The 21,813-nt window shown below is 66.1% G+C and carries 21 protein-coding genes; 5 read left to right on the top strand and 16 right to left on the bottom strand.

The window, feature by feature from the left end; genetic code table 11:
- Positions 1 to 11: 11 nt before the first annotated feature.
- Positions 12 to 1,778, bottom strand: coding sequence for a chloride channel protein (locus ISP20_RS09165; protein WP_204635720.1), 1,767 nt, complete (start codon positions 1,776 to 1,778; stop codon positions 12 to 14).
- 174 nt (positions 1,779 to 1,952) lie between these two features.
- Entirely contained in the window at positions 1,953 to 2,708 is a 756-nt protein-coding gene (locus ISP20_RS09160) for a YdcF family protein (protein WP_204635719.1), read from the bottom strand.
- 144 nt (positions 2,709 to 2,852) lie between these two features.
- On the opposite strand from ISP20_RS09160, the gene ISP20_RS09155 reads away from it, so the two are divergent.
- From ISP20_RS09155 to ISP20_RS09135, 5 genes are all read left to right on the top strand, one after another.
- The gene (locus ISP20_RS09155) at positions 2,853 to 4,286 is read left to right on the top strand and encodes a lipase family protein (protein ID WP_204635718.1); all 1,434 of its coding nucleotides are present in this window, start codon (positions 2,853 to 2,855) and stop codon (positions 4,284 to 4,286) included.
- A 148-nt stretch (positions 4,287 to 4,434) separates the two neighbouring features.
- The gene (locus ISP20_RS09150) at positions 4,435 to 4,989 is read left to right on the top strand and encodes an RNA polymerase sigma factor (RefSeq protein ID WP_204635717.1); all 555 of its coding nucleotides are present in this window, start codon (positions 4,435 to 4,437) and stop codon (positions 4,987 to 4,989) included.
- Positions 4,986 to 5,873 carry a hypothetical protein gene (locus ISP20_RS09145; RefSeq protein ID WP_204635716.1) on the top strand — a complete coding sequence of 296 codons (888 nt, stop codon included), beginning with the start codon at positions 4,986 to 4,988 and terminating at the stop codon, positions 5,871 to 5,873. The genes ISP20_RS09150 and ISP20_RS09145 overlap by 4 nt, the downstream gene beginning before the upstream one ends.
- Complete coding sequence (locus ISP20_RS09140; RefSeq protein WP_204635715.1) at positions 5,866 to 6,462, top strand: IMPACT family protein; 597 nt, start codon at positions 5,866 to 5,868, stop codon at positions 6,460 to 6,462. The genes ISP20_RS09145 and ISP20_RS09140 overlap by 8 nt, the downstream gene beginning before the upstream one ends.
- 68 nt (positions 6,463 to 6,530) lie before the next feature.
- On the top strand, positions 6,531 to 8,300 hold the full coding sequence (locus tag ISP20_RS09135) for an ABC transporter transmembrane domain-containing protein (RefSeq protein WP_204635714.1): 1,770 nt from the start codon (positions 6,531 to 6,533) through the stop codon (positions 8,298 to 8,300).
- Positions 8,301 to 8,305: 5 nt separating this feature from the next.
- Here the strand turns inward: ISP20_RS09135 and ISP20_RS09130 are convergent, their stop codons facing one another.
- The 14 genes from ISP20_RS09130 to ISP20_RS09065 all read right to left on the bottom strand — a co-directional run bounded on the left by ISP20_RS09130 (position 8,306) and on the right by ISP20_RS09065 (position 21,810).
- On the bottom strand, positions 8,306 to 9,223 hold the full coding sequence (locus ISP20_RS09130; RefSeq protein ID WP_204635713.1) for a TraB/GumN family protein: 918 nt from the start codon (positions 9,221 to 9,223) through the stop codon (positions 8,306 to 8,308).
- Positions 9,224 to 9,322: 99 nt separating this feature from the next.
- Entirely contained in the window at positions 9,323 to 10,687 is a 1,365-nt protein-coding gene (locus ISP20_RS09125) for an HdeD family acid-resistance protein (RefSeq protein WP_204635712.1), read from the bottom strand.
- Between the two features lie 43 nt (positions 10,688 to 10,730).
- Complete coding sequence (locus ISP20_RS09120; RefSeq protein ID WP_204635711.1) at positions 10,731 to 11,909, bottom strand: MFS transporter; 1,179 nt, start codon at positions 11,907 to 11,909, stop codon at positions 10,731 to 10,733.
- A 136-nt stretch (positions 11,910 to 12,045) separates the two neighbouring features.
- Positions 12,046 to 12,780, bottom strand: coding sequence for a copper homeostasis protein CutC (locus ISP20_RS09115; protein ID WP_204635710.1), 735 nt, complete (start codon positions 12,778 to 12,780; stop codon positions 12,046 to 12,048).
- On the bottom strand, positions 12,780 to 13,805 hold the full coding sequence (locus ISP20_RS09110) for a glycosylasparaginase (protein ID WP_204635709.1): 1,026 nt from the start codon (positions 13,803 to 13,805) through the stop codon (positions 12,780 to 12,782). Before ISP20_RS09110 ends, ISP20_RS09115 begins: the two co-directional genes overlap by 1 nt.
- A 98-nt stretch (positions 13,806 to 13,903) precedes the next feature.
- Positions 13,904 to 14,110, bottom strand: coding sequence for a cold-shock protein (locus ISP20_RS09105; protein WP_026633225.1), 207 nt, complete (start codon positions 14,108 to 14,110; stop codon positions 13,904 to 13,906).
- Between the two features lie 160 nt (positions 14,111 to 14,270).
- Positions 14,271 to 15,014 carry an S-methyl-5'-thioinosine phosphorylase gene (locus tag ISP20_RS09100; protein ID WP_204635708.1) on the bottom strand — a complete coding sequence of 248 codons (744 nt, stop codon included), beginning with the start codon at positions 15,012 to 15,014 and terminating at the stop codon, positions 14,271 to 14,273.
- Positions 15,015 to 15,034: 20 nt separating this feature from the next.
- Entirely contained in the window at positions 15,035 to 15,595 is a 561-nt protein-coding gene (locus ISP20_RS09095; RefSeq protein WP_204635707.1) for an NADPH-dependent FMN reductase, read from the bottom strand.
- A 40-nt stretch (positions 15,596 to 15,635) separates the two neighbouring features.
- On the bottom strand, positions 15,636 to 16,184 hold the full coding sequence (locus ISP20_RS09090; RefSeq protein ID WP_204635706.1) for a hypoxanthine-guanine phosphoribosyltransferase: 549 nt from the start codon (positions 16,182 to 16,184) through the stop codon (positions 15,636 to 15,638).
- Positions 16,181 to 17,203, bottom strand: a complete 1,023-nt coding sequence (gene nagZ / locus ISP20_RS09085; protein WP_204635705.1) for a beta-N-acetylhexosaminidase — start codon at positions 17,201 to 17,203, stop codon at positions 16,181 to 16,183. The genes ISP20_RS09090 and nagZ overlap by 4 nt, the downstream gene beginning before the upstream one ends.
- On the bottom strand, positions 17,197 to 17,724 hold the full coding sequence (locus ISP20_RS09080; RefSeq protein WP_204635704.1) for a CYTH domain-containing protein: 528 nt from the start codon (positions 17,722 to 17,724) through the stop codon (positions 17,197 to 17,199). Before ISP20_RS09080 ends, nagZ begins: the two co-directional genes overlap by 7 nt.
- A gap of 46 nt (positions 17,725 to 17,770) precedes the next feature.
- Positions 17,771 to 19,084: a 23S rRNA (uracil(1939)-C(5))-methyltransferase RlmD gene (gene rlmD / locus ISP20_RS09075; protein ID WP_204635703.1), complete on the bottom strand. Its 1,314-nt coding sequence runs from the start codon at positions 19,082 to 19,084 to the stop codon at positions 17,771 to 17,773.
- Between the two features lie 76 nt (positions 19,085 to 19,160).
- Positions 19,161 to 19,766: a YdbL family probable chaperone protein gene (locus ISP20_RS09070; RefSeq protein WP_204635702.1), complete on the bottom strand. Its 606-nt coding sequence runs from the start codon at positions 19,764 to 19,766 to the stop codon at positions 19,161 to 19,163.
- Positions 19,767 to 19,788: 22 nt separating this feature from the next.
- The gene (locus tag ISP20_RS09065; RefSeq protein WP_204635701.1) at positions 19,789 to 21,810 is read right to left on the bottom strand and encodes a hypothetical protein; all 2,022 of its coding nucleotides are present in this window, start codon (positions 21,808 to 21,810) and stop codon (positions 19,789 to 19,791) included.
- Between the last annotated feature and the right edge of the window lie 3 nt (positions 21,811 to 21,813).

Raw genomic sequence — 21,813 nt, 5'->3', positions numbered from 1 at the left:
AAAACCGGCCCTTACACGGCCGGTTTTGTTTTGCCGCCGAGATGGCGGCTCGATTCGCGCGCCTCACGCAAACGCTGCGCATGTGCCTTGAGCAGGTCGCCGCGGGTGACGATGCCCACCATCTGGCGCCCGTTGCGCGCCATCACCACCAGGCGGCCCACGTCGGCTTCCACCATGTGATCGGCCGCTTCGCGCAGCGTGTGATCTTCACGCACCACGATGGGCGGGCGGTGCAGCAGCGAACGCACTTCCGCATCCGGCGCCGAGCCGGCGCGCAGCAGATCGCGGCGCGTCACCACGCCGAGCAGCTGGCCTTGCTCATCCACCACTGGAAAGCCCTGGTGCTTGGCCGGCGCATGTTCGGTCGACAGCCATGCCTGCACATCGGCCAGCGTCTCGTTCGCGCGCAGGCTCACCACATCGCGGCTGCATGCCTCGCCCACGGCAATGCGCTCCAGGTAATCGGCGGTGTACTCGGCCGGCACACGCACACCGCGGCGGACGATCTTCTCGGTCATGATGGTGTTGCGCATCATCAGGCCTGAGACCAGATAAGCCGCGGCACACGCGCCCAGCAGCGGCAACAGGCCATGCGGTTGCTGAGTGGTTTCGAAGGCGAAGACCACCGACGTGAGGAACGCGCGCGACGCGCCGGCAAAGATCGCCGCCATGCACACCAGCGCGGCGACGCGCGAGTCCACCTGCAGCCACGGCAACCAGCTCACGCACAGCAATCCGAACACACCGCCCATCGCGCTGCCGATGGTGAACAGCGGCGCCAGCGTGCCACCGGAAGTACCGCTGCCCAGCGCCACCGACCAGGACAGCAGCTTCATCAGGCACAGCGCGAGCATGCCGGCGAAACCGATCTGCCCGGCCAGCAGCGAGGCGATATTGGTGTAGCCCACGCCAAGCGTGGCCGGCATGAAGTAACCCACCACACCCACCACCACGCCGCCGATGGCCGGCCACCACATCCAGTGAATCGGCAGCTTCTCGAAACCGTCCTCGATCGCATAGGTGAGCTTGGTGATGCCCACGCTGACCACGCCGGTGGCGATGCCCATCACGATATAGGCCACCACCGCGCTGAGTGCCGGGGTGGCAATGGCCGGCATCGCGAACATCGGCTCGTTGCCTTCCAGCAGATAGCGGACCGCCGTGCCCATCACCGCGGCCAGCGCCACCGGAATCAGCGAACGCGCGCGGCGTTCGAACAACAGCAGTTCGATCGCCAGCAACACCGAGGAGATCGGTGCGGAAAACACCGCCGCCATGCCTGCGGCGGCGCCGGCAGCGAGCAGCGTCTTGCGCTCGTCCGCAGTGACGCGCAACAGCTGGCCGATCAACGAACCCAGCGCACCACCCGTCGCAATGATCGGACCTTCCGCGCCAAACGGACCGCCGGTGCCGATGGCGATCGCCGACGACACCGGCTTCAACCAGGTGATGCGCGGCGGGATGCGGCTCTCGTTGAGCAGCACCTGTTCCATCGCCTCGGGAATGCCGTGACCGCGGATCGCGCGCGAACCCCAACGTGCCATGGCACCGACGATCAGGCCGCCGATCACCGGCACCGCGATCACCCACAGGCCGAGATGGTTGCCCGCCGGACTGCTGAATTCGGTGCTGATGCGGCCGTAAAACGCGAGGTTGGTAACTAGGCCAATCAGCGCCGTCAGCAATCGCGCGACCAGCGCTACCGCCGAACCGAGCAGCATGGCCAGCAGACAGATCCACAGCACCCGCCGCTCCAGCGGCCGGAAATGACGCGGCATATGCGCCGCGGCTAGCGTGGGGTCCAACGATGGGGCAAGCGGAAGCGCCGCACGCGAGTGCGGATCGGTAGATAATTCGGAGGGCATCGGAGCGACCGGTGTAGGGTTAGCCGCACAAGGTTACGCGGATATGCGCTCCGTAGCTGGCTGGAAAATGAACGGCGAATCGGCGCCTCAGGCTGCTAGCGGCGCAGCCTTTGGCGCGTTCCAGCCCAGCAGGTTGTAGACCCGGTAACGCAGGATGCCGAGGTACTCGTGCAGCGAGGCATCCATCAGCATGAAGTTCCAGGTATCGGGCGCCACTTCCCTGCGTGCATTGACCCAGTCGCCGGCCACCGGCTGCGGCACGATGCCGAAGTGCGCGAAATACTGCAGCGAGCGGCGCAGATGAATGCCCGAGGTCACCAGCACGATGTGCTGCGGCGCGTACTCGGCAAGGATCGGACGGCTGAACTGGGCGTTCTGCCAGGTGCTCATGCTGCGTGATTCGATCGACAGGTCCGCGGCGGGAATGCCCAGCGCGGTGAACGCACGGCCATAGACCGTGGCCTCCGCTTCGCCATGACTCTGCGAATCGCCACCGCTGACCACCAGACGGCATTCCTTCCCGGCCGACTTGCATGCGTGGTAAAGCTGGGCAGCGCGCAGGATGCGTCCATTGACGAAGTACGATGGTTGCAGGGCATGCCCTTCCTCCACCGCGGTACCCGCGCCCAGCACCACGATGGCATTGCGCGGCGCCCAGCTGATGGCCGGATCCACCTCGTAACCCGATTGCAGGTTGTCCGACAGCAGGCGTGGCAGTGCACCGCAACCGATGCCGAAAAACACCAGCAGGCCCACGATCAACAGCGTATGTGCCGTCTTGCGCCAGCGCCGGCGATAGAACCACACAATCAACAACAGCAGCACGAACAGGACGGCCAGCATGCGGTTTCCCCGCTCCATGGAAAGGCATGGCATCTTAGGGCCTTACGATGCTTTGCGGCGATAGCGCACAACCCGCCGCTCTGTCATCTGATGGACATTTAAACGGTTAGCGAGCGAACAAAGGCGCACCGCGGGGAGCGGACCATGACCACACTCGTTTTCGTGCACGGCTGGAGCGTGACCAACACCTCCACCTATGGCCTCCTGCCGCAGCGCCTGCAGGCGCAGGCAGCGACGGCAGGCATCGCGCTCGCGGTGGCCGATATCTGGTTGTCCGAGTACGTGAGCTTCGACGACGTGGTGACCATGCCCGACGTGGTGCGCGCGTTCGATCATGCGCTGCGCGACCTGCATCTGCAGGATGCGAGCTTCGCCTGCATCACCCACTCCACCGGTGGTCCGGTGGTACGCGAATGGCTGCGCGCCCAGCGCGAACGGCCACGTGCGTTCAGCACCATCCGCCTGACCCACCTGATGATGCTGGCGCCGGCGAATTTCGGCTCCGCGCTGGCCCAGCTCGGCAAGAGCGTGCTGGGGCGGCTGAAAGCGTGGGCCGGCGGCGTGGAACCGGGACAGCGCATTCTCGACTGGCTGGAACTGGGCAGCAGCGAATCGCTGTCGCTCAATCTCGACCATATCCATGGCGGCGACCCCGCCGGGCAAGGCCAGTTCCTGTTCGTGCTGACCGGCGACCGTCCCGATCGATCGCTCTACGACCACATCAACAGCTACACCGGCGAGGATGGCTCCGATGGCGTGGTACGTATCGCCGCAGCCAATCTCAACGCACGCCATGCCGTGCTCGCCGGTGAAAGCAGCAGCACCGGCGACATCCTGTCGCTCAATGTCGTCACCGCGCCGCGCACGGCATTCAAGCTGATTCCAGGTGCCTCGCATTCCGGCGACGAGCAGGGCGTGATGGCCTCGGCGCCGCCCGCCACCGTCGATGCCCTGCTGCGCTGCCTGCATGTGCGCGATGTCGCCAGCTATCACCAACTGTGCGATGCGTTCGACGCGGAGAATGCGCAACGCGATGCCAACCGCGTGGAAATGGAATCGGTCGGCCCCTTTCCCGTCCGTGTGCATATCCACGATCCGCGCAGCATGCTGGTGGTTCGCCTCACCGACGAAGGCGGCGAACCGCTGCTCGGTGCGCGCATGCTGCTCAAGGCGGGCACGCCGCCGAATCCCGACTGGATGCCACAGGGCTTCATGCTCGACCGGCAGGCGAACAGCCATCAGGGCAACGTGATCACGTTCTTCCTCAACCATGCGCTGCTGGCCGGCACGCCCCGCGTGGCCGACCCGGACAACAGTCGCCGCACGCTGCGCGCCGCCATGGACAGCCATCGTCCCTACAGCGCCAGCATCGAACCCAACGACCTGGCGGGACTGGTGCATCACGCCATCGCCACCACGGCGGCCAGGGACGATCTGTTCCTGATCGTCGCCCCGCACCAGACCACCGTGCTCGACGTGGTGCTGCCGCGCCATGTGCACGAGGGCGTGTTCCGCCTCACGCAGAAGCTCGCGCCGGAGGACTTCGGGCATCCCGTGCCCGGCGATGTGATTCCCTGAAGCATGCCGCCCACCGGCAACCCCGAATGCCGGCGCCACGCGTTACACCGGTATGCCGCCTCTCAGCCTGAACCGGACGCCGCCATGGACGTGCCACCCTGACGCACACGCTTACCCGCAACGCCGGTTTGCCTTAACCTCGCCGCCCATGGACGCCCTTGTGGACGATGATGCGACGCTGATGCTTGCCTATGCACGAGGCGAGGCGGCGGCGTTCGACGCCCTCTATGCGCGCCACCGCGGCGTGCTGTATCGCTTCCTGCTGCGCGCCGCGCGCGACCCGCAAGTGGCCGAGGAACTGTTCCAGGAAACCTGGAGCCGCGTCATTGCCTCCCGTGCCCGTTATGCGCCGCAGGCCAAATTCACCACCTGGCTACTGCAGATCGCGCATAACCTGCTGATCGACAGCTACCGGCGCAAACGTCCGATGGCTACCGGCGAGGAAGCGGAGCGTGCGTTCGAACTGACGGCCTCGCCGGAGCACGAACAGCCCGAGCACGTGTTGTCCGAGTTCGAACGCCGGCGCCGCCTGCAGTTGGCCATCGAGCAATTGCCGGACGAGCAACGCACCGCCGTGCTGCTGCGGCTGGAGAACGACCTGAGCGTGGAGGAAATCGCCGAAGTCACCGGCGTAGGACGCGAAACCGCAAAATCGCGACTGCGCTATGCCATGAACCGCTTGCGCGAACAGTTGGCCGAATGAATACGCACGACCCCGACCACGACGACCTGCCCGGCGACGACGAGCTCAAGGCGCTCTATCGCAGCCTGCCGCGCAAGGAGCCGTCGCCCGCACTGGACGCCGCCATCAAGCGCACGGCGGCCGATGCCGTGCGTGCGCAACGCCAGCGGAAGATCATGCGCTGGCCGGTGGCCGTGGCGAGCTGCGCCGTGATCGTGGTCGCGGCCGGACTGGGCTGGCGGATGATGCAGCAGCCTTCGAGCGTGCCGCAGATACCCTCACCGGGGGCCGTGGTGATGAGCCGCGCCCCGTCGAACGAACCGGCCGCGCCGGCGTCGGCACCAAGCACCGTCGTAGCCGACAGCCCGGTCGCCGCCCCCGTTACCGCTGCACCCGCGGCGCGCATGACGGCGACGGTTCGACCGAAGCAGGAAAGCATTCGCTCCGCCATGAAGCCGAAACTGGTGGCCCCTACCGTGGCAACCGAACAGCCGCCAGCTGCCGCGACGGAACCCGCGCCGATGGTCGCCCTGCAGGAGAACCGCGCGGCAGACATGTCAGCGGCGGCCCCGGCGCCGCCTGCGCCGCCCGCTCCCATCGCAGAAAGCACCGAAGCGGCTTACGCTCGCGCACCCGCCGCGCCGCCTGCGACCATCGCCGGCAACGTGGAGCAGCGCCCGATGGCGGCCATGAAAACCATGGCGGTGCCCGCGCCCATGCCTGCGCTGGGCGACACCGCCGCCCGTCCCTCGGACACGCCCGCGCAAGAACTCGCGAAAATCCGCCTGCTCTTCGCGCTGCAACGGCACGACGAAGCACGGCAGCGACTGCGCGCATTCCAGCAGGCGCACCCGGACGTGCCGTTGCCCGACGACCTGCGAGCGCAGCTGCCCGATCATGAGTGAAACGCTGCACACCCTCGCCGGCGCCTGCCAGCACAGCGAGGACATCAAGAAAAGCCGCTTCCTCGCCCAGGCCGCACCGGTACAGACCGCCGGGCAAGCGCTGGCCTTCGTGCGCCAGGTAGGCGACCCGGCGGCCACGCACAATTGCTGGGCCTATCGCATCGGCCAGGACTACCGCTTCAACGACGACGGCGAGCCCGGCGGCACCGCGGGGCGTCCCATCCTGCAGGCCATCGAAGGCCAGGCCATCGATCGCGCCGTGGTGGTGGTGACACGCTGGTACGGCGGCATCAAGCTGGGCGCGGGCGGATTGGTGCGCGCCTACGGCGGCACCGCGGCGGAATGCCTGCGCCGTGCCGAGCGGCTTCCCATCGTGGCCATGGCCCGCCTGGGAGTGCACTGCGATTTCGCGGAACTGGCGCTGCTCAAGGCGAGGCTGCGCGAATTCGACGCCGAGCTGATGCAGGAGACGTTTGGCGCCGATGGCGTCGAGCTGGACATCCAATTGCCCGCCCTGCGCGTGGAAGAGGCGCAGGCTCGCATCACCGATATCAGCCGCGGTCGCTACAGCGCACGCCGCCTCGATTGAATCGGGCACGAACCGCCCCACCTTAGACCCCATGCGCCAACCGGCGCGGATGCCGACGACGAGAACCCATGAGCGATACCGCCGACACCCAGCGCCCCTCGCGCCGCCTTGGCAGCCTGCTGCGGCTGTGGCCTTTCGTGCGACCGCATCGCAAACTCGCCGTGGGCTGGCTGGTCTTCCTGGCGATCTCCTCGAGCGCCACCCTGGTGCTGCCCATCGCCGTACGCCACATGATCGACCAGGGCTTTGGCAATTCCAGCCTGGCCACCATCAACGCCACCTTCCTGGGCCTGTTCGGCGTGGCCCTGGTGCTGGCCTTCGCCACTGCCGCCCGCTACTACTGCATCGCGCTGCTGGGCGAGCGCTCGCTGGCTTCGCTGCGCTCGGATCTTTATGCGCATGTGATCCGGCTCGACGTGGGCTTCTTCGAACGCAGCCGCGTGGGCGAACTCATTTCACGCCTGGGTACCGATACCGAAGTGATCCAGGCCTTGATCGGTTCGGGCATTTCGGTGGCACTGCGCAGTGCCGTGATGCTGCTGGGCGCCACCGCCATGATGGTGTTCACCAGTCCGCGCCTGGCCGGCCTGACCGCCTTGGTGATTCCCGCGGTGATGCTGCCGATCCTGGTGTTCGGCCGCCGCGTGCAGAAGCTTTCGCGCGCCAGCCAGGATCGTCTTGCCGATGCCGCCGCCATCGCCAACGAAACGCTCAACGCCGCGCCGGCAGTGAAAGCCTATGCGCGCGAAGACATCGAAAGCGCGCGTTACGGCGGCGCCATCGCACGCGCGCTGGCCACCGCACGCAGCCGCATCGGCATGCGCTCGATCCTCACCGCCACCGTGATCGTGCTGTTCTTCGGCGCCATTGCGCTGGTGCTGTGGGCGGGCGCACGCGATGTGCTGGCCGGCACGCTCGACGTCGGCGTGCTCACCCAGTTCGTGATCTACGCTTTCCTGGCGGCCGGCTCGCTCGCCGGCCTTTCCGAAGTATGGGGCGACGTGCTGCGTGCGGCCGGTGCCATGGAGCGCATCGGCGAACTGTTCGAGGAGCGCGCCGAGATCACCAGCCCGGCGCAGCCCACGCACCTGCCCCGCCCGATGGAAGGCGCGTTGCGCTTCGAACACATCCAGTTCCATTACCCGTCCCGACCTTACGCGCCCGCGCTGCACGACTTCGACCTGAGCATTCGCCCCGGCGAAACCGTGGCGCTGGTCGGGCCCTCGGGCGCGGGCAAGAGCACCGTGTTCGCCTTGCTGCTGCGCTTCTACGATCCGCAGACGGGACGTATCACGCTCGACGGCATCGACCTGCGCGCACTCGCCCTGCCCGAGTTGCGCGGCGCCATCGCGCTGGTACCGCAGGAAACGGTGATCTTCGGCGGCAGCGCGGCCGACAACATCCGCTTCGGCCGCCAGGATGCCGACGAGGAGGAAGTGCGCGATGCCGCCCGCGCCGCCGAAGCGAACGACTTCATCATGGCGATGAGCAAAGGCTACGGCGAGGAACTCGGCGAGCGCGGCGTGCGTCTGTCCGGCGGCCAACGCCAGCGCATCGCCATCGCCCGCGCCATTCTGCGCGATGCGCCGCTACTGCTGTTGGACGAAGCGACGTCCGCGCTCGATGCCCAATCCGAAGCCGCCATCCAGCAGGCGCTGGAGCGTCTCGAAAAAGGACGCACCACCATTGTCATCGCCCACCGCCTGGCCACCGTGCAGCGCGCGGATCGCATCGTGGTGATGGACGGCGGCCGCATCGTGGCCCAGGGCACGCATCAAAGCCTGCTGGCCGAAGGCGGTCTCTATGCGGAGCTGGCGAGGTTGCAGTTCACGGCTTGAGTCCGTCAGTTCGACTCTGGAGCCTTCACCGCAGGCTCGGATGGAGTAAATGCGGGAAGTCTCAGCTTGACGACCGCCACTTGCGCCGATGACTGCGGCGCAGCATCTACCTCAGGGTGTGCGATAGCGGCGCCGCCATCACGGAAGCCCTTCGCGCCGCAGTCGTTATTTCCTTGGCAATCCCAGGCTTGCCCTTGCGCCGCAGTGACCCAGATGAGCAGCGGTGACGCAGCGGACAGCCGCTCGACCACGGACGGTCCTGTATCCGTTGGACGAGGTAGTGGGCTCAAGTCCTTATAGTCGGCGTGGAAATTCCCCATCAGCGCAATGACGGGCGCGCCCCGGTCGAGGGCTTGCCTGATCTCCGATGCCATGCCGCTGTCTTTGTACGGCGCCACGCCACCTGCCCTCTGGATCGCCGCCTCATCGTAATCCGGCTCTCCTGCTGCAACGATCTCGATATGACGCCCCTGGTCGCGCCAGCTTTTGACGCGATCGACGAGCTGCAGCATGGCCTGGCTGCTCCGACCATCATGCATGCGGCTCCAAAAGGTCGTCTCGAGCCATTTGTTTCTGTCTGCCGCGGAACCGGCGGAGACCAGGTAGGCATCGAGTGCAGGCTGTTCGAACGTTGGAATTTCCAACGCCAGCGTTACGTTCCCTTTTGCGGATTGTTGATCGACCAGCGCCTCCACCAGCTGTGGAGTCTCGCGCGTGCCGTGTATCTCGCCAACGATCCAAAGTCGTCGCGAGGCACCCAAACATTCGATGCGTTTCGCCGCATCCTTGATATCGCGCACCGCACTCGTCTTGGCGCAGGCCTGCGGTGCAACTACTTCGCCTGCATGCGCGGACTCGGAAACAGACAAACCAGCTGCGCTCACGCAAAAAATTGCGGGCAAGAACAAGCGGGCAAGCGACATGGAATCACATCCTGTGGTGTGAAGGCTCGCGGCATAAGAGCATGAGTCATACCATCGGAGCAATCCGTGGCGCGCTCTTCCGATGCACGGCCCCTCGTTTCACTCAATCGAACGCTTGCGCGCAGCGCGGGTGTTCGCCTTGTCTCCCAACGACGAGTCACTCATCGGCTCGCCGCGACGGATCATCCGCGCGTAGCGCCAGAAGCGCTTGATCGAGGCGACCAGCGTGTACCAGCCCAGCGGCGTGGGATGGATGGCAGCCTTGAGGGCGCGCGCGTAATCGAGCACAAATCCGGGCGTCCACGCCATCGCCTCGGCGCGTTTGCGCAATTGCGCCGCCACCCATAGTTCCGGATTGATCATGGTGCGCAGGAAGCCGCGTTTTGCCGACGCCCCTTCCAATGCAGCCTCCAGGCAATGCGCCACGGTGCTGCTGCAATTGCGATTGGTGAGGTTGTAGGTGGTGTCTTCGCGGTAGCGCTTCCAAAACGCCAGCAGGCGCTGGCGGTCGTAGCGGTCGAAACGCACTTCGGCGTTCGATTCGCACCAACCTGCCGATTCCTCCGCGTAACTGGGCTGGAATTTTCCGGGCACGTCGTTGATGGCCGTGGCGCGCAGCATGCGGGTGAAGTCGCCGCTGGAGCGATCGATTTCGACCGCCGGATAATGACTGACATACACCCCGGGCGGACATCCCAACGCCGCGTGCCCCGTAGAGATCACGCCCTTCGCATCCACTGCCGCGATATAGCGATCTACCAGCGGCTGCGGCACGGCGTCTTCGACGGAGCCAGTGGGCGTCCATACGTAAACCACCAGATCGCCCGCGACATCGTCCAACGGTTCGGGCGTGAAGCCTGCGTCGGCGACCGATACGTCGCGCATCAATAGCCAGGAAAGCACGGCGTGATCGGGCAGTTTCTTCAGTCGCCAGGCCTGCCGGAACATGCCACAACCGGAGAGGAACAGGCCCATGCCGATGCAATACGGCACCGTGCCCGCGTAGAAGGTGGGATAGGGCTCGACCATGAAAACGGCAAAGCCCACCTCGAGCAGACCGGTGAGTAACGACAGTCGCCAACCGCGAAAGCGCACCACCAGCGCCGCCGCGATGCGAAAGATGCCGTCGACCAGAAACGCGAGGCCAAACGCCATCGCCAGGATCACGCTCGCCGCATGATGCGGGTCGACGATCAACAGGCCGAGAATCAGGAACACCACGCCACGCGCCTTGCGCAACGCCGCCGAGGTGCCAGGCCTGGGCGACGACACCGCCAGCGTCACCACCGCCTCCACCACCAGCAGATAGCCGAACACATGCACCGGGAAATACAGCACGTTGTCCAGCGCGTCGATGAAGATCGCCACGCCCAACGCCGCCCAGGCAATGCCACCAATGGCCAGAATCAGCCAGCGCCGCCGGATGAAATCGCTGCCCAACAGAAGCAAACCCAACTGCACCATGTGACGACTCCATCGTTCGAACCACCTGCGGACGCAGCGCCGCTCAAGTTTCGCTGCGCGACCTGGCAAGGAACACCGCGAATACAGCGCAGCCCAGCGCAATGATCCCCGGCAAGCCGAACAGCGCATTCACGCCCATCGCCACGCCCGCGAGTGTCGGCCCCACCAGCGCGCCCAGGCCCCAGGCCAACCCCATCACTGCGTAGACGCCGACCAGATCGTTGCCCTGGAAACGACTGCCCACCATCGCCAGCATCACGGTGTAGATGCCGACGAACAGTCCGCCCCACACGAACACCACGGCGAACGCCAGCCAGGTTTCGCGCAATGCGAACGGCCAGAACAACGCCGCTACCGCCGAAATCGCGGCCAGCGCCAGCACCAGGCGCCGCTTGTCGACCTTGTCCGCCAGCCAGCCAATGGGCAACTGCAACACGATGGCGCCAAGCATCAGCACGGAGATCAGCTGCATGGCGCGCGCTTCGGTCCAGCCCAGTTGCGTGGCATACAACGAGATGAAGGAAAGTCCCGCGGTCTCCACGCCCGCGTTCAATACGGTGGTGGCCAGGGCAATCGGCGCCAGGCGTATATAACGCAGGGGCTGCGCCCGCTCGGGCACACTTCGCTGCGGAGCCACCACCCAGGGCGGCAGGATGAATGCCACCGCGGCCAGCGCGATGGCCGCGCCAGCGAGATAGGCACCCGCATCCACGCCGAGCACCGAAAGCAAGGCCGGCCCCAGCACCATGCCCAGCGACAACGCGGCGGTATAGACGGCCATGGTGCGACCGCGCGCCTGTTCCGTGCTGAGCACGTTGGTCCAGGTTTCCGACATCACGAACAAGACTTCGGCCGCCATGCCCAGCACCACGCGCATCGGAAACCACCATGTCACCTCGGTGACCCGCGCGAACGCCGCCAGCACGACGGCCGTGACCACCAGGGCCGCCACGGCCAGCGTCCGTGCGCCGAAGCGTGCGGCGAGGGTCGGCATGGCAGGTGCGATCAACAACACGCCCAATGCATGCATGGCCGCGTTGAGGCCGATGTAGCTGCCGGAATGCCCGCTTGCCGCCAGGCTCATGGCGATCAGCGGCGCGGAGAGGCTGTAGCTCAGCCCAAAGATGGTGGCGGCCACGATGACCGCGGCGGTGGACAGCAAACGAGGCCAGCGGCGCAGGACGAGCGTCGCCGAGGCGGCGGCCTCCTGCGGCGCACTCATGGCCGCACGCCCAGCGCCAGGGTCAGCGCCGCTCGAACACCTCGCCTGCCGCTCCGCTCGTCCATGCCATGGACTCTCTCGAAGATGGGGGATGCGGGGTCGAGCTTACGGCGCCATCGGCCTGAATGACAGCGAATCAGGCTGGCGAGTGGAGCGCGGCTACCAGGGCATGCACTTCGTCCACGTCGCTGCGGACCTCGCCCGAGGCCATGTCGGTCAAGGCCGGATTGCTCCAATGCATGCCCGAGGGCAGCACGCCCTTGGCCGAGGCGTGGATCTCCGAGGCGCCGGTCGCCTGCGCGAGCCCAGCGATATTCGTAGCCCGCACGCCCGCACCCGGCATCACCACGATGCGGCCAGCGGCCTGCTCGATCAGCTGGTGGATCGTATCGGCACCGGTGATCGCAGATACCGCACCACCGGAGGTAAGCACGCGCTCCGCCCCCAGGGCCACGACATCTTCCAACGCCCGAGGCAGATCGCGCGCCATGTCGAACGCGCGATGGAAGGTCACGCCCATGCCGCCCGCCGCCGAAAGCAGCGGTTTGCAGCGCGCCAGATCGACGCGCGCATCCGCATCGAGCACGCCGAACACCACGCCATCGCAACCCAGCGAAAGGCAGGTCTCGATGTCGTGCTGCATCACGTCCAGCTCGTCGTCGTTGTAGAGGAAGTCGCCGGCACGCGGGCGGATCAGCACGTACAGCGGGATGCTCAGGCGCTCGCGCACCTGGGCGATCTGCGCCATGGACGGCGTGAGCCCGCCCAGCTCCAGGCCGGTGCACAACTCCACCCGGTCCGCGCCGCCCGCCTGCGCGGCCAGCGCGGATGCCAGCGAATTGGCAGCGACCTCGAGCAGCCGTCTTGCCATCAGTACACGCTCTTGGAGGGGATCAGGCCGTCCTGCTTGGTCGCATCGCAGACCGCATAGGAGAAGCCCGACTGGATCGCGAACGCGCCCACTTCGCCATGCTTGTTCATGGCGAGGAAGCCCACCTGCAGATCCTTAGACGCCGCAGGCCGACGCTTGACGATACGCATCACCGCCTCGCGGCAGGCGTCCTGCGGCGAGCGGCCATGGCGCATCAACTCCACCACCAGGAAGCTGCCGACGTTGCGGATCACTTCCTCGCCCACGCCGGTCGAGGTCGCCCCACCGACATCGCCGTCGACGTACAGGCCGGCACCGATGATGGGGCTGTCGCCCACGCGTCCGCGCATCTTCCACGCCATGCCGCTGGTGGTGCAGGCACCGGCCAGGCGGCCGTTGGCATCGATGGCCAGCATGCCGATGGTGTCGTGGTTGTCCTTGCCGCCCGGCATGCCGGTCTTGCCGTAGTCGCGCACCTCGCTGTTGGCCGACGGCTGGTAGTGCGCCGTCTTCAGCCACTCCTTCCAGGCCGCCTCGGATTCGGGCGTCAGCAGTTCTTCCCGGGGAAAGCCCTGCTCCAGCGCGAACTGCAGGGCGCCATCGCCCACCAGCAAGACGTGCGGCGTGCGCTCCATCACGCGGCGCGCCACCTGGATCGGATGCGCGATGTGCTCCAGCGCGGCCACCGCGCCGCAGCTGCCATCGGCGTCCATGATGCTGGCGTCCAGCGACACATGGCCGTCGCGGTCCGGATAGCCGGCACGACCCACGCTGTGATTCTTGAGGTCGGCCTCGGGAATCATCACGCCCGCCTCGACCGCATCCAGCGCGTTGCCGCCCTTGGACAGCACGCCCCACGCGGCCTGGTTGGCGGCCACGCCGAAATCCCAGGTCGAGATCACGCGCGCACCGGTGTTGCCCTTGTTCGTCCCGCTCGCACCGGTCAACGCATGTGCGCCGCCGGCCAGTGCCACTGCCGAAGCCCCCAGCACGGAAGCCTTGAGAAACCCTCTACGATCCGTCATCGCATCTCCACCCCAAAGACAAAAAAAAGAAAGCCCCGCGCCTTGCGACGCGGGGCTTCCTCACATCGATGACCGGCGCAGGCGCCGGTTCGCCGACATTAGCCGGCGATTTCGACGCCCGAAGCCTGGGCGCCCTTCGGGCCCGTGGTGACTTCGAACTTCACGCGCTGACCTTCCTGCAGGCTACGGAAGCCCTTGGAGTTGATTGCCGAAAAGTGGACGAACACGTCCTCCCCACCGTCCTCAGGCGCGATGAAGCCGAAACCCTTGGCGTCGTTGAACCACTTGACCGTACCGAAACGCATTGCGTGAACCTCTGAATCATGGACTGGATGCACCACGGTAAGCGCTGAACCACCTTGACCCCTTGGTCCGCCGCCCCTGGCACAACGGAAGTATCAACATGTTTTATGCCAAAGCGCAATACAGGGGGAGCTTTGACACGATCAAAACCCCACCGGCTGCTCAGCTTTTAAGCAAATGACCCAGAATCCGAGGCACCTCGGCCGTGGCTGCCGCCAGGTGGGCGAAGATTTCCTCGATGCTGATTTCGGCCTCGTCGCCGCAACCGGCGGCGAAGTTCGCCACCAGCGCCAGACAGGCATAGGGCAGCTCCAGTTCGCGGGCAAGCACGGCCTCGGGCATGCCCGTCATGCCGACCAGATCGCACCCGTCGCGCTTCATGCGGGCGATCTCCGCCCGGGTTTCGAGGCGAGGCCCTTGCGTGGCACCGTAGCAACCGCCGTCAATGACAGCGATGTCAGCCTTGGCAGCCGCATCGATCAGCTCGCGCCGCAGCGACTCGGTATACGGTTCGCTGAAATCGATATGGCGCACCTCGGCACCTTCCACGTCGCAAAAACTCGTGTAGCGGCCATGGGTGTAGTCGATGATCTGATCGGGCACCACGATCACGCGGGGGCCCATGTCGGCGCGAATCCCACCCACCGCGTTGACGCCGATCACCTTGCGAGCGCCCAGCGAATGCAACGCCCACAGGTTGGCGCGGTAGTTCACCCGATGCGGCGGCACCGTGTGGCTCTCGCCATGGCGCGCCAGGAAGGCCAGCTTGCGGCCGGCGAAATCGCCGGTCACCACGTCGCCCGAGGCGGCGCCGAACGGCGTATCGATGCGATGGCGCGAGGAATTTTCCAGCCCGGGGAAGTTGTACAAGCCGCTGCCGCCGATGACAGCCAGATCGATGCTCACGATGCGTTCCTATTTAAAGTTCAGAAGTCTTTCGCGGTCGCCGCCAGCCGCTCGGCGAAGCCGGCGAGATGGCGACCCAGCGCCTCCCGCGTGCGCTCGTCGGCCAGCCGCCCCTCGATGATCTTGGTGTGCGCCTGGAACACCAGCACGTCGCCCTGAGGTTCGCTGCGCGCACCCGCGCGGCGGAGGATCAGGCGAAGCTGGTCTTGCGCCCGTACCGTACCGGTGATGCCCGGGCTCGCTCCGATGATGCAGATGGTCTTGCCGGTGAGCGCCGCGACCTTGCGGGTCTTGCCCAGGCGCGAGGCCCAGTCGACCGCATTCTTCAGCACGCCGGTGATGCCGCCGTTGTATTCCGGACAGGCGAACAGCAGGCCGTCGGCACGCTCGATGGCATCCTTGAACTCGGCCACGGGAGCGGGATCGCCCTGCTCTTCCACGTCCTGGTCGAACAACGGCAGCGCGTGCAGGCGATGAATGACGATGTTCATCCCGGCCGGCGCAAGCTCCTGCGCCGCGTGCAGCAACGCGGTATTGAACGATGCCTGCCGCAGGCTGCCGGAAATCCCCAGTACGTTCATGCCTCTGCTCCAAGGTTGTTACGGCCAACCTGCATGGATCTCACTTGAGCGCGTAGATGCCCGGCAGGTTGCGACCCTGCTCGTGGTAATCCATGCCGAAACCGAACACATAGCGATCCGGCAGCTCGACACCGTTGAAGTCGGCCTTGATGCCATCAACCAGGCGATCGTGCTGCTTGGTGCACAGGCTCACCACCAGCACGCGTCGTGCGCCGCGGCGCAGGCAGTCGTCGCGAACCGCCTTCAACGTGTGGCCTTCGTCGAGGATGTCGTCGACCAGCAGGACCACGCGATCGGTGAGGTCTACGGCCGGCTCGCGCAGCCAATGCAGCTCGCTGCCCGAGGTGGCGCCGCGATAACGCGTCGCGTGCACGTAATCGAACTCGACATCCGTGCGGATCGCCAGCGCGAGATGGCCCGCAAAGATCAGCGCGCCGTTCATCACCGTGAGAAACACGGCGCGTTCGCCATCGAGTGCCGCATCGATGTCGCGCCCCATGTCGACGATCACCGACTCCAGCGCCGCGCGATCGAACAACAGGTCGGCCCCGGCGAGTGCCGCGGCCAGCGAAGGGTTGGAGGTGGTCATGCCTGAGCTTGTCCTTCCACGGCGTGTAACGCCGCGATGCGCGCGATGAAACGTTCGCGCTGTGGGTTGTCGTTGAGGCCGTCCCAGGTGGAGGCCACGTCGCCGCGCAAGGCGGCGATGCGTTCGGGCGCAGCAGCGGGTCGGCCGCGCACGGCGGCAATCGCTTCGTCCACCACGTCGGGAAAACAGGCGAGCACCAGATCGCAACCGGCATCGAGGTGCGCATGCACGCGGCCGGTGACGCCGCCTGCAGCGCCCGCGGCCGCCATGCTGATGTCGTCGCTGATCACCGCGCCGTTGAAACCCAGCTCGCTGCGCAGGATCTGCTTGATCCAGCGCGAGGAGAATCCTGCCGGCTGCGCGTCGACTTCGGGATAGATCACATGCGCCACCATCACCGCTTCGGCGTGCGCCGCCATGCCTTCCACGAAGGGCAGCAGGTCGTCGCGACGGATCACCTCGAGCGTGCGCGTATCCACCGCCGTCGCTTTGTGCGTATCCACCGCCACCGAGCCGTGACCCGGAAAATGTTTGAGCACCGCGGCCATACCGCCCAGATGCATGCCGCGCACATAGGCCTGGCCAAGTTCGGCCGCCACCGCGGGATCGGCATGGAAGGCGCGCAAGCCGATGGCCGCATTGCCGCGCGCCAGATCCACGACCGGCGCAAAGCTGAAATCCACGCCGCTGGCGCGCAACTCGCTCGACATCACCCAAGCATGTTCTTCGGCCAGGCGGATGGCTTCTTCCGCATCGTGATCGTAGACGGCGCCGATCGCCGACAACGGCGGCAGCCGCGTGAAGCCGTCACGAAAACGCTGTACGGGGCCGCCTTCCTGATCCACGGCGATCAGCAGATCGTCGCCGCCGACGCTGCGGATATCCTCGATCAACGCGATCAACTGGTCTCGTGAACTGAAATTGCGCGAGAACAACACCACACCGGATACACCCGGCGCCGTGAGCCATGCATGTTCCGATGCCGCCAACGCCGTGCCGGCCAGGCCGATCATCAACATGAGGTCGGCTCTCCGGCCGCCTGGCGCTCATCGGGCGTCCAGCGCGCGTACGGGTGAGCGATCAGGTTGACGTTGTAGTAGCGCGCGAGATGACTCACTTCGCGGCCCAGCCAAACCGGACGCGGAAACGACGCATCCGTGCTGGGCAATTCCACCTCGGCCACCACCAACCCCGCGTTCTCGCCGAAGAACTCGTCGATCTCGAACAGCACGCCATCCACGGTGACGTGGTGACGGATCTTTTGCAGCACGCCATCGCACAACTCGGCGAGCATCTGCTCGGCATCGGCGATCGGCACCGGATATTCGAACTCGGCACGCTCGATGCCCAGTTGGGCGGACTTGATGTTGAGCCAGGCCCGCTCACCCGTGCGACGCACGCGCACCGACGCCCGCGCCGTGCCGTCGTGCAGCGCCTGCGCGCTGACCAGATAACCCTGGGCAATGCGCTCGCTTTCGATGACGGCGTCACGCCAGCTGTCGTCGCCCAGGAGGAATTTGCGTTCGATCTCGATGCCCATGCTGCACCCGATGATGGGGGAAATAGGTGACGGAGCGGTGAAGGCCTCAGCGCTCGAACAAGGCGATGGACTCCACGTGTGCGGTATGGGGGAACATATCCATCACGCCGGCCGCGCTCAAGCGAAAACCGTGCTTCTGCACCAGGATGCCGGCATCGCGCGCCAACGATCCCGGATGGCAGGAGACGTAGACGATGCGCTGGGTCTCCTTGTGCGGGAGATAGTCCAGCACCTTATCGGCACCCGCGCGCGGCGGATCGAGCAGCAGCTTGTCCCACGACTGCTTGGCCCAGTGCGCATGACGCTGGTCCTCGAACAGGTTGGCTACTTCGAAGCGCGCGTTGGCGATGCCGTTGCGGGCTGCGTTTTCAGCGGCGCGCTCCACCAGGCCATGCTCGCCCTCCACACCCACCACCTCGGCCACGCGCCGGCCAATGGGCAGGGTGAAGTTGCCCAGGCCGCAGAACAGGTCGAGCACGCGGTCGGTCGGTTGCGGATCGAGCAATTCCATCGCACGCGCCATCATGCGGCGATTCATGCCGGCGTTGACCTGCACGAAATCCAGCGGACGAAATTCCAGCTCGACATCGGCGATGGCGGCATCGCCACTGGGAATATTGAACGCAAGACGCGGCGCTTCCGGCCACAGCGGATGCACACTGGTGACACCGCCCGGCTGCAGATAGATGGCAAAGCCATGCTGCTTGCCAAATTCGATCAGGGCCGCCTGGTCGCGCTCACTCAGCGGCTGCATGTGGCGGAACACCAGCGCCACTACGTCATCGCCAGCGGCGAATTCGATCTGCGGAATATCGGCTGCCGCATCCATGCCGCTGATCAGTTCGGCCAGCAGGCCGATCTTCGGACCGAGCGACGGATGCACGACTTCGCACTGGGTGATGTCGGCCACGAAGCGCGGATTGCTTTCCTCGCGGAAACCCACCAGCACGCGCCCCTTCTTCGCCACCGAACGCACGGACAGGCGACCCTTGCGGCGATAGGCCCAGGGTTCGTCGGTCAGCGGCGGCAGCCACAGCTGCGGCTCCACTTTGCCGATGCGCTCGAAGTTGTCCTTCAACACGCGCTGCTTCACTTCGATCTGCGAAGCGGCATCCAGATGCTGCAACGAGCAACCGCCGCACTGGCCGAAATGACGGCAGCGCGGTTCCACGCGATGCGGCGAACGGGTGACCAGCTCCACCACCTCCGCCTCGTCGTAATGACGATGGCGCTTGCGGATGCGCAGCTTGACCTCTTCGCCCAGCAGCGCGCCGCTGACGAACACGGCCTTGCCGTCGATGCGGGTGACACCCTTGCCGTCGTGGCTGAGGTCGGTGATGGTGGCTTCGAATTCTTTCATCGCGGGAACTGTCTTCCAAAAACGCGCGCGCCCGGATCGGCGGGACCCGGGCGCGGTGATCGGGTGAGCGAATGGATTACTTCTGCTTCCAGGCGCCCGAGGGGTCCTGATAATACCAGCCCGGCCGCGCCCGCTCGATCCAGCCCTTGGCGAAGGTGGCACGGATCTGCGCTTCCCATTCCGGGTGATTGTTGGCATTGGCCACTTCGCGATACAGGGCGTTGCGATCCCTGTTCTCGTCCGCCACGGCGGCATTTACGCCGGCGCGCTGATCCAGCGGCAGCTTGCCGGCGTCGCGCACGGCGACCAGGCCGTCCTGGGTGAAACCCACCGCACCGCTGTTGAACAGCGGCGTCAGCGTGTCACGAAAGCGCGCCTGCATGCGGCCGTGGATCGCCTCGGTAGTGGCGGTCTGGATGCGCAGATTCGGCGTCTCGGCCGCATAGGCCGCGGGAATCAGCAGGTCCAGCAGCATCGCCGAGGGCTGGCTGCCTTTCTTCGGCGGCGCCGCGGGCTGATCGTCCTTGGCCGGCTGCGCCGGAGCCGCGCTGTCGAGCACGGTGCCGATGAACTGGTCGGCCGCCTTCTGCGCCGCCGCTTCGGGAAAATACACGTTGATGGTGACGCACCCCACCAGCGCGACCAGCAACAGGGTCAGCAATCCATAGACGAGCTTGCGCATATAAGACTCCTTCGGGGTGGGGTTAGCGGACGTCCGGTCCGTTGCCTTCGATGGCAGCCTTCAATCGGCGCACCACGGTCGGCCAGTCGACCTGCGTTTGATGGCCGATCACCTGCAGGCGCGGCAAACCGCTGCCTTCGACGATAGTGTAGCCATCGGCGTCGTTGTCGAGGCCCCCCATGTGGCACACCGACGCCTGCAGCGTGCAGTTGAGGCCGATGCGCTTGTAACCGAAGGTCTTGAACAGCTTGAGCACGGCGCCCTGCAGACCGGCCGCCATGCCGCCGCCACCGACCGTGGTGAGATTGTTCACCGCACGCTGGCTGATGCGTCCGCCGCTGCCGGCCAGCAGACGGGCCTTGAACGCCACGGGATTCCAGTTCACCAGGCGCAAGTCGTCGACGGAACCGTCCATGCGGCCGGTGATGCTGCCGAAGTCGAACACGCTGGTCATCGCAGCGAGATCGAGCTGGCGCAGCTGCACGTCGCCGGTCAGTACCGGGCTCGGTCCGAACGGTCCCTGCAGGCTCAGCTGGGTGATGTCGACGAAACCGTCGAACACATTCACCGAAAGGCCGCCTTCCAGCTCGAACCGGTCATCCACCCAGCGCAAAGCGGGGATAGCGCCGCCCAACGTGCCCGGAAATTCCGGCCATCCCATGGTGCGCGAGAACGCCGCCATGTCGATCCCGGCAAAGGCCAGCGAGGTTTCCAGTCGACGTCCCTTGGAAGCGGCGGGACGCCATTCGAGTTCGCCCACGTGCACGCGACCGTTGAGCAGCGGCACATCCACGGCACGCTGCAGGCTCAGGGCGCCGCCGCGGCTCTGCCAGCGCATCTGCGCCGCGCCATTGGGCATGCGGTAGACCTGCAAGGCCTGCCATCCCAAGGTGGTGGCAGGACGATCGCCGCTCGCGTTCCAATCGAGACCGCCGCGCAATCCTTTCACCGCCAGACGTCCCTCGGCATCGGCGGCATCGAGGCCGTCGGTATCGAAGGCGAAACTGCGCAAGCCATCGGTGCCGAGATCCAGGTTGCCGCTGAGCTGTCCGTCGATACGCATGTCGCGCAGTCCCAGCGTGGCCAGCCAGGCCTGGCCGTAGCGCTGGTAGGCCGCCGGGAAACGCGTCTGCAGGCGATCGAGCTTCAGTTGCTGCAGATCGCCCTTGGCGTTGAACGACATCACGCCTTCCAACTGCAGGGCGTCGGCATCGGCTACCCGCAGTCGGTTGAATTCCACCGCGCCATTGCGACTGGCGGCGGACAGGCTCAACTGCACCGGATGATCGGGCAGACGCGCAAAGATCGGACCGAGCAGCAATTCGCCGCCACGCACGCTGGCATCCAGATCGATGCGCGAAGGCCCGGTGGTGGTATCGATATTGAGCCGGCCATTGCCATTGACCGCCTGCCCCGCCAACGCGCCGCCGGGCGTGTCGAAGCCGCCACCGTTCAAGGCGAACTGGCCGGACGCCTGCAGGCCCTTGTCCTGCAGATCGAGCGCCATGTCCGCATCCAGCTTGCCGCCGGTGGCGCGGCCGGACCACACCGTGCTCAGCAAGCCCTGCAACCAGGCGAGCGGCACGCCCTTGAGGCTGATCTGGGCATGAGTGGGCTGATCCAGCGGCAAGGCGGTGCTGGCCTGGATGGCTCCCTGGGTCAGGTTGATCTCCAGCGTATTGGCCGCCTCGTCGATCACCATCGAGACCTTGGCGTTGCCCAAGGCACCGCCGGGCGCACCGGCGAGCTGGGCGGTGCCGTCGAACAGCCAGCGCATGTGGGTGTCGCGCTGCAGGACGCCCTGCAGATCCACGCCCACCCGCTTCCAGCCCATCGCAGGCACGTCGGCCTTGGCCGCGCGCAGGCTCAGCTTGAGGCCGCCCTGCCCGTCTTCGCCGATCTGCGACTGCACCGCCTGCATGGTCAGGCCCGGCACGCTGACCTTTTTGGCGCCCAGCGCCACGTCGGCCCGCGCGGACAACGGCATAACTGCCCATAAAAGAAGGCAAAGGCTGAGGACGAGCTGGCTTGATGTGGCACGCATGAC

Source organism: Dyella kyungheensis (assembly GCF_016905005.1).
GTDB lineage: Bacteria > Pseudomonadota > Gammaproteobacteria > Xanthomonadales > Rhodanobacteraceae > Dyella > Dyella kyungheensis.
This window is presented reverse-complemented; position numbering and strand designations above follow the sequence as displayed.